This is a genomic window from Kribbella sp. NPDC006257 (assembly GCF_040613535.1).
Taxonomy (GTDB): domain Bacteria; phylum Actinomycetota; class Actinomycetes; order Propionibacteriales; family Kribbellaceae; genus Kribbella.
The window spans coordinates 12,507-29,429 of record NZ_JBEXSJ010000036.1; the positions used below are offsets into that span (position 1 = coordinate 12,507).

Annotated in this window: 18 protein-coding genes; 12 read left to right on the top strand and 6 right to left on the bottom strand. The window is 67.5% G+C overall.

Translation table 11 applies throughout. The features are described 5' to 3' along the window. Positions 1 to 150: 150 nt before the first annotated feature. Positions 151 to 1,155 (bottom strand): peptidoglycan DD-metalloendopeptidase family protein, encoded by a 1,005-nt coding sequence (locus ABZ004_RS32330; protein WP_355684934.1) that lies wholly within the window; start codon positions 1,153 to 1,155, stop codon positions 151 to 153. 287 nt (positions 1,156 to 1,442) lie between these two features. Here ABZ004_RS32330 and rpsB point away from each other — a divergent pair, with 287 nt between their 5' ends. The 6 genes from rpsB (at position 1,443) to ABZ004_RS32360 (ending at position 6,329) form a co-directional block, all read left to right on the top strand. Next, entirely contained in the window at positions 1,443 to 2,417 is a 975-nt protein-coding gene (gene rpsB / locus ABZ004_RS32335; RefSeq protein WP_355684936.1) for a 30S ribosomal protein S2, read from the top strand. Positions 2,418 to 2,569: 152 nt separating this feature from the next. After that, a complete protein-coding gene (tsf, locus tag ABZ004_RS32340; RefSeq protein WP_355684938.1) occupies positions 2,570 to 3,388 on the top strand; it encodes a translation elongation factor Ts in 819 nt (272 codons plus the stop codon). Between the two features lie 48 nt (positions 3,389 to 3,436). Continuing rightward, the gene (gene pyrH / locus ABZ004_RS32345; protein ID WP_355684940.1) at positions 3,437 to 4,198 is read left to right on the top strand and encodes a UMP kinase; all 762 of its coding nucleotides are present in this window, start codon (positions 3,437 to 3,439) and stop codon (positions 4,196 to 4,198) included. A gap of 127 nt (positions 4,199 to 4,325) precedes the next feature. After that, positions 4,326 to 4,883: a ribosome recycling factor gene (gene frr, locus ABZ004_RS32350; protein WP_355684941.1), complete on the top strand. Its 558-nt coding sequence runs from the start codon at positions 4,326 to 4,328 to the stop codon at positions 4,881 to 4,883. Further along, entirely contained in the window at positions 4,883 to 5,719 is an 837-nt protein-coding gene (locus tag ABZ004_RS32355; protein ID WP_355684943.1) for a phosphatidate cytidylyltransferase, read from the top strand. Before frr ends, ABZ004_RS32355 begins: the two co-directional genes overlap by 1 nt. A gap of 19 nt (positions 5,720 to 5,738) precedes the next feature. Further along, positions 5,739 to 6,329: a GNAT family protein gene (locus ABZ004_RS32360; protein ID WP_355684945.1), complete on the top strand. Its 591-nt coding sequence runs from the start codon at positions 5,739 to 5,741 to the stop codon at positions 6,327 to 6,329. An 18-nt stretch (positions 6,330 to 6,347) separates the two neighbouring features. On the opposite strand, the gene ABZ004_RS32365 is transcribed toward ABZ004_RS32360, so the two are convergent. Then, positions 6,348 to 6,920 (bottom strand): TetR family transcriptional regulator, encoded by a 573-nt coding sequence (locus tag ABZ004_RS32365; RefSeq protein WP_355684946.1) that lies wholly within the window; start codon positions 6,918 to 6,920, stop codon positions 6,348 to 6,350. Between the two features lie 107 nt (positions 6,921 to 7,027). On the opposite strand from ABZ004_RS32365, the gene ABZ004_RS32370 reads away from it, so the two are divergent. Continuing rightward, positions 7,028 to 7,573, top strand: coding sequence for a hypothetical protein (locus ABZ004_RS32370; RefSeq protein WP_355684948.1), 546 nt, complete (start codon positions 7,028 to 7,030; stop codon positions 7,571 to 7,573). Here ABZ004_RS32370 and ABZ004_RS32375 read toward each other — a convergent pair. Then, complete coding sequence (locus ABZ004_RS32375; protein WP_355684950.1) at positions 7,532 to 8,557, bottom strand: MsnO8 family LLM class oxidoreductase; 1,026 nt, start codon at positions 8,555 to 8,557, stop codon at positions 7,532 to 7,534. The two genes, ABZ004_RS32370 and ABZ004_RS32375, sit on opposite strands and share 42 nt — an antisense overlap. Positions 8,558 to 8,820: 263 nt before the next feature. Between ABZ004_RS32375 and ABZ004_RS32380 the strand changes: the two genes are divergently transcribed. The 3 genes from ABZ004_RS32380 to rlmN all read left to right on the top strand — a co-directional run bounded on the left by ABZ004_RS32380 (position 8,821) and on the right by rlmN (position 12,351). Then, positions 8,821 to 9,561 carry a C39 family peptidase gene (locus tag ABZ004_RS32380; protein WP_355684952.1) on the top strand — a complete coding sequence of 247 codons (741 nt, stop codon included), beginning with the start codon at positions 8,821 to 8,823 and terminating at the stop codon, positions 9,559 to 9,561. Between the two features lie 86 nt (positions 9,562 to 9,647). Then, on the top strand, positions 9,648 to 11,189 hold the full coding sequence (locus tag ABZ004_RS32385; protein ID WP_355684953.1) for an alpha/beta fold hydrolase: 1,542 nt from the start codon (positions 9,648 to 9,650) through the stop codon (positions 11,187 to 11,189). Between the two features lie 40 nt (positions 11,190 to 11,229). Continuing rightward, on the top strand, positions 11,230 to 12,351 hold the full coding sequence (gene rlmN, locus ABZ004_RS32390) for a 23S rRNA (adenine(2503)-C(2))-methyltransferase RlmN (protein WP_355684954.1): 1,122 nt from the start codon (positions 11,230 to 11,232) through the stop codon (positions 12,349 to 12,351). Here the strand turns inward: rlmN and ABZ004_RS32395 are convergent, their stop codons facing one another. Beyond that, entirely contained in the window at positions 12,352 to 13,041 is a 690-nt protein-coding gene (locus tag ABZ004_RS32395) for an alpha/beta hydrolase (protein ID WP_355684956.1), read from the bottom strand. A gap of 82 nt (positions 13,042 to 13,123) precedes the next feature. Here ABZ004_RS32395 and ABZ004_RS32400 point away from each other — a divergent pair, with 82 nt between their 5' ends. Next, positions 13,124 to 13,546 (top strand): MarR family transcriptional regulator, encoded by a 423-nt coding sequence (locus ABZ004_RS32400; RefSeq protein WP_355684957.1) that lies wholly within the window; start codon positions 13,124 to 13,126, stop codon positions 13,544 to 13,546. Here the strand turns inward: ABZ004_RS32400 and ABZ004_RS32405 are convergent. Then, complete coding sequence (locus ABZ004_RS32405) at positions 13,543 to 14,631, bottom strand: LOG family protein (RefSeq protein ID WP_355685037.1); 1,089 nt, start codon at positions 14,629 to 14,631, stop codon at positions 13,543 to 13,545. The two genes, ABZ004_RS32400 and ABZ004_RS32405, sit on opposite strands and share 4 nt — an antisense overlap. Before the next feature lie 65 nt (positions 14,632 to 14,696). On the opposite strand from ABZ004_RS32405, the gene ABZ004_RS32410 reads away from it, so the two are divergent. Further along, positions 14,697 to 15,986, top strand: a complete 1,290-nt coding sequence (locus ABZ004_RS32410) for an aspartate aminotransferase family protein (RefSeq protein ID WP_355684959.1) — start codon at positions 14,697 to 14,699, stop codon at positions 15,984 to 15,986. Between the two features lie 31 nt (positions 15,987 to 16,017). Here ABZ004_RS32410 and ABZ004_RS32415 read toward each other — a convergent pair whose 3' ends face one another. After that, positions 16,018 to 16,902: an aminoglycoside phosphotransferase family protein gene (locus tag ABZ004_RS32415; protein ID WP_355684961.1), complete on the bottom strand. Its 885-nt coding sequence runs from the start codon at positions 16,900 to 16,902 to the stop codon at positions 16,018 to 16,020. Positions 16,903 to 16,923 lie beyond the last annotated feature (21 nt).

A 16,923-nucleotide genomic window follows, 5' to 3' on the forward strand; every position in this document is an offset into this window, starting at 1 on the left:
TTTGAGTCGCTGAGGTCGGGGCTTGCCGCACGGCACGCTGAAGGCGACCAGCGAGATGGTCAAGACCGGTGAAGTGATGTTCTTCTGCGGGCCCTGTGGCGCTGGTGGTTGGCGAGTTGGCCGGGTTCGCCGGTGAATTGGTCGGGTTCATCAGTGGCGCCTGATCAGGAGTGCGCCGCCGAGGGTGAGTGCGGCGGCGATGCCGACAACAGCAGTCGCCGGGCCTGTACTCCGGTCCGCTGGGCTGCGCGCGCCGGTGGGGCTGCTGTGCACGCCAGCCGGGGTACTGAGTTCGCCAGTTGGTCTACTGCCTCCGTCCGCTGAGGCTTCGCCGACCACGGTGGGGTTGCTGCGCGCATTGGGTGGGCTAGCGAGTACGCCCGCTGCGGGTTCGCCGAGAGCGGCGGGGTTACCGCGTGCACTAGGCGGGATGGCGAGTACGCCGGTCGAGGGGTCGCCGAGGGCGGCTGGGTTGCCGCGTGCAGCAGTAGGTGGGCTAGCGAGGGTGCCCGTGGATGAGCCGGGTGCGGGGTTGTCGGTTGGGTCTGTGGTGAGGGCGTCGGGTGCCAGGCTGGGCGCGGTGTTCGGGGCGCCGGAGTCCGGGCGGTTCGGGGTGTCTGTTGGTTGGGCGGTGAGTGGCGGCTGAGGGTTTGGGTCGGGTTGGGGGAGTAGGCGGATGGGGTGGGTTGGGAGGAGAGACAAGGGGTTGAGGTAGGTGGCTGAGTTGAGGAGGCCCCAGTGGAGGCAGGGGTTGGGTGGGCAATGGGTGCCGGCGGTGGAGAGGGTGCCTAGTTGGGTGCCGGGGGTGACGGTGGCGCCTCGGTGAATGGTCGGGATGACCGGCTCGTAGGTGGTGCGGAACGGGCCGTTGGTGACGACGACTACGCCGCGGCCGGCCAGCGGACCGGCGTACGTGATGGTGCCGGCGGTGGCGGACAGGACAGGTTGGCCGGGGGAGCCGGCCAGGTCGAGGCCGCGGTGGCCGGTGAGCCAGGGCTTGGCTGGAGGTTCGAAGCCACGGACGATCGCTGGCCGCGGCGAGAGCGGCCAGACGCCGACCGGCGGCGCGGGCAAGGCAGGCAGGGCCGGAAGAACAAAGCTGCTCGCGAAGGTCAGAGCGATGGCTGCGAGGGTGGTTCGCGGGGTGAGAGTCATACTTGGAATGTGCCGGGGAATGGGTGTCTGGATGGGGTGAAGTTTGGGGCTGTGGATGGTGGGGTGGGTCGATTCGACCTGGGTGGGGGTGTCCCGTAGACTTTCGGTGGCGTCCCACGCGAGTGGGTCGACTACGCACGCCTGCATAATCCCGAACCTCCTCGGTCCCGGCTCGCCGGGTGGAGGGTCGTGGCGGGCGTCAGGCGCGGCGGACCGTCCGGTCCGGCGCGGGACAACCGAACATGCACCGGTTCAGGTACGGACCGGCGCGACAGGAGGAACACCTCATGGCCGTCGTGACCATGAAGCAGCTGCTCGAGAGCGGCGTCCACTTCGGGCACCAGACCCGTCGCTGGAACCCGAAGATGAAGCGATTCATCTTCACCGAGCGCAACGGCATCTACATCATCGACCTGCAGCAGTCGCTGTCGTACATCGACCGCGCCTACGAGTTCGTCCGGAGCACCGTCGCCTCCGGCGGCGCGATCCTGTTCGTCGGCACCAAGAAGCAGGCCCAGGAAGCGATCGCCGAGCAGGCGACCCGGGTCGGCATGCCGTACGTGAACCAGCGCTGGCTGGGCGGCATGCTCACCAACTTCCAGACCGTCAACAAGCGGCTCCAGCGTCTCAAGGAGCTCGAGCTGCTGGACTTCGACGACGTCGCGGCCTCCGGTGTGACGAAGAAGGAGCTGCTGCAGAAGCGTCGCGAGCACGACAAGCTGCTCAAGACCCTCGGCGGTATCCGTGACATGGCCCGCGTTCCGGCCGCCGTCTGGATCGTCGACACCAAGAAGGAGCACCTCGCGGTCGACGAGGCGCGCAAGCTGAAGCTGCCGATCATCGGCATCCTGGACACCAACTGCGACCCGGACGAGGTCGACTTCCCGATCCCGGGCAACGACGACGCGATCCGTTCGGTCGGCCTGCTGACCCGGGTGGTCGCCGACGCCGTCGCCGACGGCCTGATGTCGCGTGGCGGCCAGGGTGCGGCCGCGGCCGGCGAGGAGCTGGGTGCCGAGGAGCCGATGGCTGCCTGGGAGCGCGAGCTGCTGGAGAGCCAGAACGGCGCTGCCAAGGCCGACGAGGCCCCCGCCGCCGAGGTGAAGACCGAAGAGGCCCCCGCCGCCGAGGTCAAGGCCGAAGAGGCCCCCGCCGCTGAGGTCACCGAGGCTGCAGAGGTCACCGAGGCCGTCGAGGCACCGGCCGCCGAGGCGACCACCGAAGAGGCCGCCGCCGAGGCACCGAAGACCGACGAGGCCTGATCGGTCCGTCGCCGTCCAGCAGCAAAGCCGGTCCCCGTACTACGGTGGCCGGCGCCCTGCCCGGACGGCGACCAGCCACCGGCTCCCGGAGTACGAGAGCCGGCCGGCGAACCCCACCAGCTGACGCACTACTCAAGACGAGAGAACGAGGAATGGCGAACTTCACCGCCGCTGACGTCAAGAAGCTCCGCGACGCGACTGGCGCGGGCATGATGGATGCGAAGAAGGCCCTCGAGAGCACCGACGGTGACTTCGAGAAGGCGATCGAGGAGCTGCGCATCCACGGCGCGGCCAAGGCCGCCAAGCGTGGCGCCGAGCGGTCCGCGACCAACGGCCTGGTGGCCGCCGCGGAGAACGCGATGGTCCAGTTCAACTGCGAGACCGACTTCGTCGCGAAGAACGAGCAGTTCCAGCAGCTCGCGGCCGACATCGTCGCGCACGCCTCGGCCAGCAAGGTCGGTGACGTCGAGGGTCTGCTCGGCGAGAAGCTGGCCGACGGCAAGAGCGTCGCCGAGAACATCGAGGCGCTGGCCGCGGTGATCGGTGAGAAGCTCGAGCTCGGCCGGGTCGTCGTCTTCGACGGCAAGGTCGCGGCGTACATGCACAAGCGTGCCGCCGACCTGCCCGCGCAGGTGGGCGTGCTGGTCGAGTTCGAGGGCGACGACATCGACGCCGCGCGCGGCGCGGCCATGCAGGCCGCCGCGATGCGTCCGGAGTACACCACCCGCGACGAGGTCCCGGCCGAGACGGTCGAGAACGAGAAGCGGATCGCCGAGGCGACCGCCCGCGAAGAGGGCAAGCCCGAGGGCGCACTGCCGAAGATCATCGAGGGCCGGGTGAACGGCTTCTTCAAGGAGGTCGTGCTGCTCGAGCAGTCGTCGGTCCAGGAGAGCAAGAAGACCGTGAAGGCCGTTCTGGACGAGGCCGGCGTGACCGTCAAGCGGTTCGCACGCTTCGAGGTCGGGGCCTGACGGTCGCGACGCACTAGTCAAACGCAGGTCGACGAGGAGGCCGGAATCGTGACGGAAACCCTGGGTACCGAGACGAATCCGGCCTCTTCGCCGTTCGCACCGGCCTATCACCGGGTGCTGCTGAAGCTGTCGGGCGAGGTGTTCGGCGGCGGCAAGCTGGGCGTCGACCCCGACGTGGTGAACTCGATCGCCAAGCAGATCACCGAGGTGGTCCGGGCCGGTGTCCAGGTCGCCATCGTGGTCGGCGGCGGCAACTTCTTCCGCGGTGCGGAGTTGCAGCAGCGCGGGATGGAGCGCAACCGCGCCGACTACATGGGGATGCTCGGCACGGTGATGAACTGCCTGGCACTGCAGGACTTCCTGGAGAAGCTGGGTGTCGAGACCCGGGTCCAGACCGCCATCACGATGGGTCAGGTCGCCGAGCCGTACATCCCGCGCAAGGCCGACCGGCATCTGGCCAAGGGCCGCGTGGTGATCTTCGGTGCCGGCTCCGGCATGCCGTACTTCTCCACCGATACGGTCGCCGCCCAGCGCGCGCTGGAGATCGGCGCCGAGGCGCTGCTGATGGGCAAGCAGGGTGTCGACGGGGTCTACGACTCCGACCCCAAGAAGAACCCGGACGCGGTCAAGTTCGACCAGCTCTCGTACGACGACTTCCTGTCCCGCGGCCTGCGGGTCGCCGACGCGACCGCGATCAGCCTGGCCCGCGACAACGCGCTGCCGATCGTCATCTTCGGTCTCGAGGAGGGCAACATCGCCCGCGTCGTCCGCGGTGAGAAGATCGGAACGGTCGTCTCACCGGGCCAATAAGGCCCCTGAGCGGCGAAAGCACTAAGATCACGGCCAACACACGGGCCGACGTCCGTTATCTGGTAAACCAGCGTTCGTAGGGTTGGAGCGGCCGCACCGATGCGGCCTCTAGGAAGCGAGGAATGTCGTGATCGACGAAGCACTCCGCGATGCCGAGCAGAAGATGGCGAAGGCCGTGGAGGTCGCCAAGGACGACTTCGCCGCGATCCGCACCGGCCGGGCGCACCCCTCGATGTTCGCGAACATCGTGGCGGACTACTACGGATCGCCCACGCCGCTGCAGCAGCTGGCGGGCTTCCAGGTCCCCGAGCCGCGCACTGTCCTGATCTCGCCCTACGACAAGGGCGCGATGGCCGCGATCGAGAAGGCCATCCGGGACTCCGATCTCGGCGTGAACCCGGGCAACGACGGTTCGGTGATCCGGGTCCAGATGCCGCAGCTCACCGAGGAACGCCGCAAGGAATACATCAAGCTGGCGAAGACCAAGGGCGAGGACGCCAAGGTCTCGGTGCGCAACATCCGCCGGACGGCGATGGACCAGGTGCACAAGACCGTCAAGGACGGCGAGGCGGGCGAGGACGAAGGCAAGAGTGCTGAGAAGCGGCTCGACGGGATGACGAAGAAGTTCGTCGACTCGATCGACCAGCTGCTCAAGCACAAGGAAGCCGAACTGCTCGAGGTGTGATGGGCGTCGACCAGAGCACGCCCGCACCGAGCCGTGCCGGGCGCAACCTGCCCGCGGCGATCGCGGTCGGTGTCGGCCTCGGTGCGGTCATCCTCGGTTCGCTCTTCTGGCAGAAGGTTCTCTTCATCTTCGTCGTGCTCGCTGCCGTCCTGGTAGCGGTCGACGAACTCATCCGTGTCTTCCATGCGGCCGGTGCGAAGCTGCACCGGATCCCGTTGTTCGCCGGAACGGCCGCGATGGCGGTTTCCGCGTACTTCGGGGGACCGCTCGCGCTGCTGGTCGCGATGGCGCTGACGGTGCTGGCCACGATCTTCTGGCGGATGCCGGACGGTTCGGTCGGTTTCGTCCGCGACATCACCACCGGGACGTTCCTGATCAGCTACGTGCCGTTGCTGGCGGGGTTCGCGATCCTGCTGGTGCAGCCGGAGCACGACGGCCCGGAGCGGGTGGTGACGTTCTTCCTGGTCGTGGTGGCCAGCGACGTCGGCGGGTACGTCGCCGGCATCCTGTTCGGCAAGCACCCGATGGCGCCGACGATCAGCCCGAAGAAGACCTGGGAGGGCTTCACCGGCTCGACGCTGGCCTGCATCGGCGCCGGGATCGCCGCGGTCGTCTGGCTGCTGGACGGTCACTGGTGGGTCGGCGCGATCGTCGGTGTGGTCGCGGTGCTGACGGCGACGGTCGGCGACCTGGCCGAGTCGATGATCAAGCGCGACCTCGGCATCAAGGACATGTCCAACCTGCTGCCTGGTCACGGTGGCGTGATGGACCGGCTGGATTCCTTGCTGGCAACGGCTCCCGCGGTCTGGCTGCTGCTGCACCTGCTGGTCAAATGAACCTGGTTTGATAGGCGACATGACTACAGCACCTGACGGCCGCTCCCTGATCGGTGACGTCGTCCGCCTCGACCCACTCGTTGCCGATGACATCGATGCGCTCTACGCCGCGATCGGCAACGAGCAGGTGTACGCCGGCGGCTTCAGCGGCGGCATTCCCGGGATGCCCGCCAACGCCGACGAGATGCGCGAGGACTGGGTCGCGGGCGCGGCGAAGCGTACGGCGTACGTGGTCCGGCTCGTCGAGGACGGAACGGTCGTCGGTACGTCGAGTCTCGGCGACGTCGATCTGCACAACGAATCCGTGCACCTCGGCTGGACCGGGTACACGCCGTCGGTGTGGGGGACCGCGGTGAACCCCGCGACCAAGCTGCTCCTGCTGCAGCATGCGTTCGAGGACTGCGGCTTCGGCCGGGTCAAGATCCAGACGGGCTCCACCAACGAGCGTTCCCAGGCGGCCATCGCCAAGCTGGGCGCCACCCGCGAAGGTGTACTCCGCCGGCACAAGCGGCTCCCGGACGGCTCGTTCCGCGACACCGTGGTGTTCTCGATCCTGGCCGACGAGTGGCCGGACGTCCGCAAGCGCCTGCAGGACCGGATCAGCCGCTAGCCGCCGGGTCGCTGGCAGTTAACCGTCGGGCCGCTCCCGGCTGCGGTATGTGAGCAGGCCCTCGATCCCGCGCAGGAAGGTTTCGCAGACCGCCTGCGGGTCGGACAAGCAGCCGGCCGCCATCGCGCCGTCCCGCAGCATCACGAAATGCCGGGCGGCGGGCTCCGCATCGGGTTTGCCGGTGGCGGTGAAGAGCTCGGTCATCGTGTCCAGGAACCACTGCCGATGCCTGAGCACCGCCTGATGGACCGGGTGCGCCGGGTCGGCGTACTCCGCGGCGGCGTTGAGGAATGCGCAGCCACGGAAGCCGGGACGCCGGATGTCGTCGGCGATGGATCCGGCGACGGCCCGGATGACGTCGTCGGGGGAGGCGTCCTGGGTCCGGGCAGTGGTGGCTCGGTCGCGGATCGCGTCGTCGGCCTCGGTCAGGTACGCGACGACGAGGTCGTCCTTGCTCGGGAAGTGCTTGTACAGCGTGGCGCGGGTGACCGGCGCGGCGGCGACGATCCGGTCGATGCCCACCGAATGCAGCCCTTCGGCGTAGAACAGCTCGCTCGCCGTCCTGAGGAGGCGCGCTCTTGCTTCCGACATGCGCCCAAACTAGCAGATAGAACGATCTGTCTTGACACTTGTGCCGCCAACCCGCAGTCTTGAGCAGACCGATCGTTCTGTCTGCCACAACCGCGAAAGAGAACCCGATGTCCAGCCTGCGCAATCTGTACTACGTACGCTTCGGCTTCGCCGTCGCCTGGGCGGCCCTCCTCGCCCTCACAGCCTCCAAGCTCGGCCCCATCAGCATCGCCCTGCTGGTGATCTACCCACTCGTCGACGTCGCCGCGGCCGTGATCGACTTCCGCTCCTCAGGTGCTGTCCGCCCACGGGGACCGCTGCGCCTGAATATCGCCCTGAGCCTGCTCGCCGCCATCGGTCTTGCCGTCGCCGCCACCGACGGCATCCCCAGCGTTCTGCGGGTGTGGGGCACCTGGGCGATCACGGCGGGCATCGTGCAACTGATCGTCGCGATCCAGCGCTACCGACTCGGCGGCCAATGGCCGATGATCCTCAGCGGCGGCATCTCGGCCCTCGCCGGCACAGGCTTCATCGTCCAAGCCGGCGGCACGAAGCCGTCGCTCACTTCCCTCGCCGGATACGCGACGCTGGGCGGTATCTTCTTCCTGATCTCCGCGATCCGTCTGCACCGATCAGCTAGCGCTGAGCTCCGCGAGCCGCTCGTACGACGCTAGTAGGTCGCCGCGGTCGTAGGTGTTGGTGGTCACCAGCACCTCGTCCGCACCAGTTCGCTGCACGAGTCCACCGAGTGCAGCATCCACCTCGGCAGGCGTGCCGTAAATCTGCCCCTGCAGCGACTGCTCGAAGATGCTGCGTTCCTTCGACGACATGTCGATCCGCAGCACCTCGTCGACAGGCAGCAGAGGTGGGAAGACGCCTCGCGTCCTTGAGTACGCACTCGACCAGGCTTCGGGCAGCAGGAGTCGACGAGCTTCGTCCTGGGTCGCAGCCACAGCAACGGTCGCCGCGAGTACGACGTACGGGCTGCTGGCCCAGGCGGACGGGCGGAAGCTGGAGCGATAGCGCTCTAGTAGCGCCAGGAGCTCCTGCTCGCCCTTGACTCCAGCGATGACGAGTGGAAGCCCCAGTGATGCGGCTAGCAACGCGCCCTCGCCTATGGCCAGCACGTACGCCGGTATTTGCAACCCTTCACCGGGTCGCGCATGCACCTGCGGATGACTCTGCTGCTTCCCTGTGAAGTACCCGAGCAGTTCCTCAACCTGTGCCGAGAAGTCCTCGGCTGCATCCTTCTCCACGCCGAGCGCCCGCCGGATCCCACCAGTGAAGCCGACGGATCTGCCCAGCCCCATGTCGATCCGGCCGGGAAAGAGCGACTCCAGTACGCCGAACTGCTCAGCAACAACCAAAGGCTGGTGATTGGGCAGCATCACCCCGCCTGTGCCGACCCGGATCCGGCTGGTTGCCGCCGCGACCGCAGCAGCCAGCACCGTCGGGGCGGACCCCACCACACCAGGGACGCTGTGGTGCTCCGAGACCCAGAACCGGTGATACCCGAGCTCCTCGACCTGCTGAGCCAGCCGGACCGTGCCCCGCAGTGTCTCAGCCTCGCTCTCGCCGGATCGGGTCCGGGAGCGGTCGAGGACGGACAACGGCACGCCGGCGATCGACGGCTGGGGGAAGGCGCCTGGCAAGTCCATGATGCAGAGTCCAACGGGCTGGTCCGAACCCCCATTCCCGGCCCCTTTTCGATTCAGGTCGAAATGCGGCCGTCAATTTTTGACGACTCTAGCGAACCATTCGCAACCTGTTGACAACGCTCTGACCTGCGGAAACGTCGCAAGCGTCGTCGCTGTGGGTGCCCGACTGTGCCCGGAGAGTGGGTTTACAACCTTCTCGTGGCGGTCTGCACTTGCTTGTGCGGTGACCGCGACGGTCGCCGCGATGAGGCTGAGGAGCTGACATGCGAGGTCACCTGAACCAGCCGCCCGTGAGGCTCGGGAGGCGTACCACGACGAAGTTGAAGGCCGCTGCCTGCGGTCTGGCTCTGGTAGTCGGAGTATCGATGCCGTCGGCCCTGGCGAACGCGGTCCAGGTCTCCGGCATCGGAGGAGCACCTGCGGCCATGACCGCAGTACAGACCGCCAATGCGGCGGCAGCGGCCAAGAAGGTCCCGGCCGGCGGGTACTCCGCACAGGGTCTGCGTACGCTGAACATCCAGTTCCAGTACCAGCAGACTGGCTACTGGTGTGGTCCGGCGGCGACCAGGATCGCGCTGTCGGCGCGGATCTCACCGCCGAGCCAGCAGCAGTTGGCGAATGAGCTGCCGACGACCACCAACGGCACCGACTGGATCGGCCAGGTCACCCGGGTGCTCAACAACCACCTCGGCACCGGCTGGTACGAAACCAAGGAGATGCCGAACGACCCGCCCACCCAGGCACAGCGCGATCTGCTCTGGCGGGACGTCATCCTCGACATCGACAACAACTACCCGATCGTCGCCAACATCGTGGCCCCGGCCAACAACCACCCGCCGGGCTACCCGAACTACACGATCTGGCACTACTTCACCGTGATCGGCTACGACACCAGTGACTCCACAGTGCTGATCGCGGACCCGGCCGGCTTCGGCCCTGCCACCTACTGGCTCACCTTCAACCAGCTCGCCACGCTCATCCCGCCGAAGGGCTACTCGGCCTGATCGCGTCACCGGCGCCCCGCAGTACGAACCTGTACTGCGGGGCGCTGCCATTGTGAGAGGTTTGTTTCGAGAGTAATCTCTCAGATATGGATGAATGGGTGGGGTGCCTGGAAGTCGGTGGCGTACGCCGGGTGGCCATGCTGACCGGGGAGCTGGTGCCGGACGGGGTGACCGAGTTCGCCTTCCCGGCCGAGCGGATCTTCCGGCTCGAAATGAAGCTTGCTGGTCTCCAAGGCGAGCCCGAGGCGAAGCTCGTCGGTCTCCAAAGCGAAGTGGTCGCGCGTGGCGAGACCGTCCGCCTCGAGGGGCAGCGAGACGGGGAGACGTTTGTCGGCACCTGCGAGACAGACGCGGGGCACGGCTCGATCGAGCTGCATCAGGTGCACCTCTTGAGCCTCGACGAGTACCGCAAGCTGAGCACGCAGTACGAGCTGGCCGATGGTCGGCGCATCTCCGTCTTCGTCAACGCCGACGAGTTCATCGGGACACCGACCCTGTTCTTTGCCGAGGGGGATCGGTTCGTCCGGATCTATCCCACCGCGAAGGGTCTGTTCTCCGAGGACGGCGAGTGGCTTGAGCTGAGCAAGCGCGCAGAGGGCTGGATCGACGAGGAAGTGACGATCGACGGACCGGACGGCAAGCTCGCCGGCACGCTGATGTCGCCACCCAGCCCCGGCCCGCATCCGGCCGTCGTGATGATCCATGGCGCTGCCGGCGGTCTGCGGGACTACTACCGGGCGTTCGCCGAACAGTTCGTCCGCAACGGCGTCGCGGCGCTGGTGTTCGACCGGCGTGGCTGGGGCGAGTCCGAGGGGAATCCGCAGCCGACGTTCGGGGAGAAGGCCGACGATGCCGCGGCGTGGATCGACTACCTGCGCACCCGGCCGGACGTCGCGAAGGTCGGCATCTGGGGATTCAGCAACGGTTCCTGGGTCGCGCCGCTGGTGGCCGCCCGCGATCCGCGGGTCGCCTTCGTCTGCGTCATCGGAGCCGCCGGTACGACGGCGCTCGAGACCGAGATCCACCGACGGGCCTTCGATCTCCGCGGTCAAGGGGTGCCCGAGGAGCAGGTCGAGTGGATCCGGGAGATGTGGCGGATGATCTTCGCCGCCGATCTCAGCCGGCTACCCGATGAGCAGCATCGACGCCGGTACGACGAACTGGCGCCACTGGTTGCTGCGAGCAACGAACTTCAGCAGATCACCCTGCAGGAGTACGCGATCCAGGTACCGGAGCTCGGACCGGTGCCGCCCTGGGCGGCGTACGGCGAACTGCTGGCCGAACTGGGTGAGCCGGAGGAAGCGAGCGATCTGTGGACCCTCGATCCGGTCGACTCCTACAAGGTCATCAAGGCACCGGTGCTCTTCCTGGTCGGTGTCGACGACTCGAACCTGCCCGCGGTGGAGAGCGCCGAACGGGTCAGCCGAGCACTGGAGCACAATCGCGAGTCGATCGTCGTTCTCTTCCCGAACACCGGTCACGCGATGAACCTTGGCCGCCCGGACGCGATCGGGATGAGCGACGAGGAGGCGGGCTACCGGCTGCACGACTACCGCTTCGCCAGCGGCTACCTGGACCTGATCGAGCACTGGATCCGGACCCGGGTGACCGAGCACACGGTGATGTGAATTTGTGAATGGGGGTGGGCGGGGGCGACAATTGACCGCGATGACTACCTCCCTCCCCCTTGTTTTCGATGAACCGCGCCGTGCCAAGAAGCCGCCGCGGCACCTGGCCGACCTCACCGGCGAGGAGCGGCGTACGGCGGTGACGGCGCTGGGGGAGCCCGCGTTCCGGGCCAAGCAGTTGTCGAACCACTACTTCAGCCGGCTCACCGACGACCCCGCGCAGATGACCGATCTGCCGGCCGCGACCCGGGACAAGCTGGTCGCCGAGTTGATGCCGCCGCTGCTGACCAAGGTCCGCGACATGGAGTGCGACAACGGCACCACCCGCAAGTCGCTGTGGAAGCTGCTGGACGGATCGCTGGTCGAGTCCGTGCTGATGCGCTACAAGGACCGCACCACCATGTGCGTCTCGTCGCAGGCCGGCTGCGGGATGGCGTGCCCGTTCTGTGCGACCGGCCAGGCCGGGCTGACCCGGAACATGAGCACCGCCGAGATTGTCGAGCAGGTCGTGGACGGCGCCCGGGCGCTGTCCCGCGGTGAGATCGCCGGTGGTCCTGGCCGGGTCAACAACATCGTCTTCATGGGCATGGGCGAGCCGATGGCCAACTACAAGGCCGTGATCGGCGCCGTACGCCGGTTCACCGACCCGTCGCCGGAAGGCCTCGGCATCTCCGCGCGCGGGGTGACGGTCTCGACCGTCGGCCTGGTGCCGCGGATCAACCAGCTCTCCACCGAGGGCATCCCGGTCACGCTGGCGCTGTCGCTGCACGCTCCGGACGACGAGCTGCGCGACGAGCTGGTCCCGATCAACAACCGGTGGAAGGTCGACGAGGTCCTCGACGCCGCCTGGGGCTACGCGGAGAAGACCAAGCGCCGGGTCTCGATCGAGTACGCGATGATCCGCGACATCAACGACCACGCCTGGCGCGCGGACCTGCTGGCCGAGAAGCTCCGCGCCCGCGGCGACTGGGCCTGGGTGCACGTCAACCTGATCCCGCTGAACCCGACGCCGGGCTCGAAGTGGACCGCCTCCGACCCGGCCGACGAGCGGGAGTTCGTACGCCGCTTGCAGGCCGGCGGCATCCCGACCACGGTCCGGGACACCCGCGGGCAGGAGATCGACGGCGCCTGCGGCCAACTAGCCGCCGCCAACAAGGCCTGATCACCCGGCGGTGACCTCGAGGAGCGCTCCGAGGAGTTCTTCGGGGGTCTCCAGTTGCGGTAGGTGGCCGGTTTGGGGGAGCAGGGTGAAGGTCGCGCCGGGGATCGCGGCGGCGAAGGCCCGTCCGTACTCCGGGTCGGCGATGCCGTCGCTCTCGCCCCAGAGCACGTGGGCCGGGATGTCGATGTCGCCGAGGCGCTTGCTGAGAGTCGGGTCGAGCATCGCGGGACCGGTGTAGCCGATCAACGCGAGCACGTCCGGGCTCGGGCCTTTGCCTCCAGCCGGTGGAACGGGCGCCTTGCTCGGGTCGTGGAAGGAGAACGCCCGCAGTTCGGTGGCGGGAAGGCCGCTGACGTCGGTGATCGGGTGGCCGCCGACCTCGATGCCGATTCCGTCGACGATCACGGCACGGCTGACACGTGGGCTGTGCAGCAGGGCGATCTCGGCCGCGAGCCAGCCGCCGAAGGAGTTGCCGAGCACGGTCACGTCGGCGAGGTCGAGTTCCTCGAGCTGTTCGACGTACCGGCGGGCCAGGTCGGTGACGCTGTTCAGCCCTTCGGGTTTCGGCGTGCCACCGAAGCCGGGGTGGGTCGGCAGCAACACGCGCGAATGGGTGCGCTCGGCAAGTAAGTCGGCGAAGCCGACCATCGTCGCCACTCCACCGCCGCCGTGCAGCAACAGGTACGTCATGGTGTCGTCCCAACGTCTCGAGAGTTATATCAGGAACCTTAGATCAGCTTCCTGATATAAGCAACCTGATATAGTGTGCCTCATGACGTATCGAGCGGCCGAGGTCGGCCTTGCCGTGAAGCGGCTGCAGTATCGCCATCACCGCGCGCTGAGCCAGGCGCTCGCCCCGCTGGGTCTCTCGCTCGTGCAGTGGGACACGCTCCGCCACCTGCACCGCAAGCCGGACGCCTCGTTGCACGACCTCGCCGTCCTGACGTTCCAGACCGACCAGTCCTTCGGCTCACTCGCCACCCGGATGGCCGACCGCGGCCTGATCGAGCGCGTCCCCGGCCCCGGCCGGGCCGTCCGCCATCAACTCACCGAGGAAGGCGCCCGCCTCCGCGCCGCCGGCCAGGACGCCGTCGACAGCGTCATCGGATCCTCATTCCAAGCCTTGAACCAAACCCAGCTCAATCAACTGGGCGAACTCCTCGACCTCGCCCTCGGCCCAGACCCGACCGCTTAGCAGACGAGCTTGGTGGCTTCTTCGATGGTGTTGACGAGGTGGATGGAGGAGGCCATGGGGCGGTTTGAGGCTAGGCGTTGGAGGACGTTCCAGACGGGGACTTTGGTGGTCCAGTGGTCGCAGTCGACCAGGATCATCGGGGTCTGGGTCGCCTGGTCGCCGTAGTAGTTGGGGGTGACGGCCTGGAAGATCTCCTGGACTGTGCCTGCCGCGCCTGGGAGGTAGATGATGCCGCCGCAGGCCCGGCTGAGCAGGACGTCCTCGCGTTGGGCGTTGGAGAAGTACTTCGCGATCGCTCCAGCGAACACGTTCGGCGGCTCGTGCCCGTAGAACCAGGTCGGGATCGACACCCCACCATCACCAGGAAAGGCGTCCCGTACTGCGAGTCCCGCCGTGGCCCACGCAGCGATCGACGGCCGGAAGGAGGGCACCTTCGCCAGCTCGTCCAAAGCCGCGGAGACCGAGGCATCGTCGTACGACGCCAGTGAGGCACCCAAGTTCGCCGCCTCCATGGCACCCGGACCGCCGCCGGTCGCGACCATCAGACCCGAGCGGGCCAGCGTCCTTCCGAGCAGTACTGCGGCGCGGTAGTTCGCATCGCCGCGCTGAATTCCGTGGCCGCCCATCACGCCGATCCATGGCCGATCTGCGGGAAGTTCGGCCAGCGCATCTGCGATCGAATGGTCGTGCAGCGCGGCCGCCAGGGTGCGGCTGGTGTCGCCGCGCTCGCCCTGCTGCCGCGACCAGGCGTAGATCTGCGCATCCGGAGTCGCCTCGTAGCCCGCGGACAAGTCGGCGTACAGCTCGTCGGCCGAGTACAGGAAGCCGCGGTACGGATCGAAGGGCAGTTCGGGAATGGCCGGGAAGATCAGGCCGCCGCCGTCGCGGATCCAGGTGGCGGCCTCCTCGTCGAGCGCGCAGCCGAGGAAGACCGACCCGGCGGGCCTGAGCTTCCGTAGTACGGACGTCCGTTCGAGCAGTGGCACGGACTGGACCCGCCAGCCGGTCATCGAGGTGGCCCCGGCGGCCACCACCCGGTCGAAATGCTCCAGGGACTCGATATCCACATGCAGAACAGCAGGCATTGTCACGAGCAGCAGAGTAGCGGGCCCCTATCAGCGAAGCCCGCCGATGAGGTAATCCTTAGGACATGACTCATGCGGAGCTCTGGGAGCGTCACAAGGCCGTCATGCCCGACTGGTTGTCGTTGTACTACGAGCAGCCGATCGAGATCGTGAAGGGATCCGGCCGCCGGGTGACCGACGGTGAGGGCAAGGAGTACCTCGACTTCTTCGCCGGCATCCTGACCAACGCGATCGGGTACGACATCGCCGAGATCTCCGACGCCGTCCGGGCGCAACTCGAGACCGGGATCGCGCACACCTCCACGGTGTACCTGATCCGCCGCCAGATCGAGCTGGCCGAGAAGATCGCCGAGCTGTCCGGCATCCCGGACGCCAAGGTCTTCTTCACCAACTCCGGCACCGAGGCGAACGAGGCGGCGCTGCTGCTGGCGACGCAGAAGCGCCGCTCCAACCAGGTGCTCGCGCTGCGCAACTCCTACCACGGGCGCGCGTTCGGCACCGTCGCGATCACCGGCAACCGCGGCTGGTCGGCCAGCAGCCTGTCGCCGGTGAACGTGCAGTACGTGCAGGGCGCCTACCGCTACCGCAGCCCGTTCAAGGACCTGCCGGACGCGGAGTACATCAAGGTCTGCACCGACGACCTGCGTGAGGTCATCCAGACCACCACGGCCGGCGACGTCGCCTGCATGATCGTCGAGCCGATCCAGGGCGTCGGCGGCTTCTCCTCACCTCCGGACGGCCTGTACGCCGCGTTCAAGGAGGTGCTCGACGAGTTCGGCATCTTGCTCATCTCCGACGAGGTGCAGACCGGGTGGGGCCGGACCGGCGACAACTTCTGGGGCATCCAGGCGCACAACGTCGTACCGGATGCCATGACGTTCGCGAAGGGGCTCGGGAACGGGTTCGCCATCGGGGGTGTGGTTGCTCGAGCGGAACTGATGGACAGTCTCAGCGCGAACTCGCTGTCGACGTTCGGTGGCAACCCGATCTCGACCACTGCGGCCAAGGCGACCCTCGACTACCTGCTCGACAAGGACCTGCAAGCGAATGCGGCCAAGCGCGGCGCCCAGTTGATGGACGGCCTGCGCGGTATCTCGGAGGAGTTCCCCGAGCTGGGTGACGTCCGCGGCAAGGGCTTGATGCTGGCGGCCGAGATCGTCACGCCGGATGACAACAAGCCAGATGCCGCGACGACGGCGAAACTGCAGCAGGAGACCAAGAACCGCGGCCTGCTGATCGGCAAGGGCGGCCTCTACGGCAACGTCCTGCGGATGGCTCCGCCGATGACGCTGACCGAGGAAGAGACCACCGAGGCACTGGAGATCATCCGCGACTCCTTCAACACCCTGCGCTAGTTCAACACCTGCGCCAGTTCAACACCCTGCGCTAGGCATTCGCCGCGTGGTCGGCCAGCACCTGGTCGATCACGCGGCGGTTGGTGTCGACGCTCTGTTGATCGGCCATCACAATCAAGGCTTTCCAGAGTGCCCAGCCGCGGGCCCGGGCCCAGGTCCCTGCATCCTGATCCACCGTACGACGGAATGCCGCCCGGCTCTCGCCCTCGAACATGGTCCACGCGATCACCAGATCGCACGCGGGGTCGCCTACCCCCGACGTACCGAAGTCGATCACCGCCGACAGCTTCCCGTCCTCGACGAGAAGGTTGCCGCTGGCAATGTCTCCGTGGAACCAGGTCGGCGGCCCGTCCCACACCGACCCGATGGCGGCCTCCCAGACTGCGGTCGCGGCAACGGTGTCGACCTGTCCTTCCAAGGTGAGCAGGGCCCGGCGGGTCTCGTCGTCGTAGTACGCCGGCGGCGCGCCCCGATGAAAACTGTGCGCACCGGCGACGGGCCCACCGCTCGCGTCGCACGCCTGCAACGCTTTGATGAACTCCGCCACGGCGACCGCGAACTCCACCAGGTCGTCGATCCGCTCCGGGCTCGACGTCGCTCCGCTGAGCCACCGCCGGATCGACCAGTTGAAGGCATACCCCTCACCCGGCACGCCCTTCCCCAGCACCTCCGGCACCGCGACAGGCAACTGTGGCGCCAGCACCGGCAACCACCGATCCTCCTTGTCCACTGCAGGCGCGTACGCCGATGCCGTAGGCAACCGCACCGTCATCGAGTCCCCGAGTCGATAGGTCCGGTTGTCATGCCCGTCCACGCGGACCGGCTCGACCTCCAACTCGGCCCACTGCGGAAACTGAGCCTTCACCAGCCGCCGGACCAACCCGGCATCAATCCCAGCACGCCCGTCGGAAGTCATCCCAGAAGTCTCAGCCGCTCC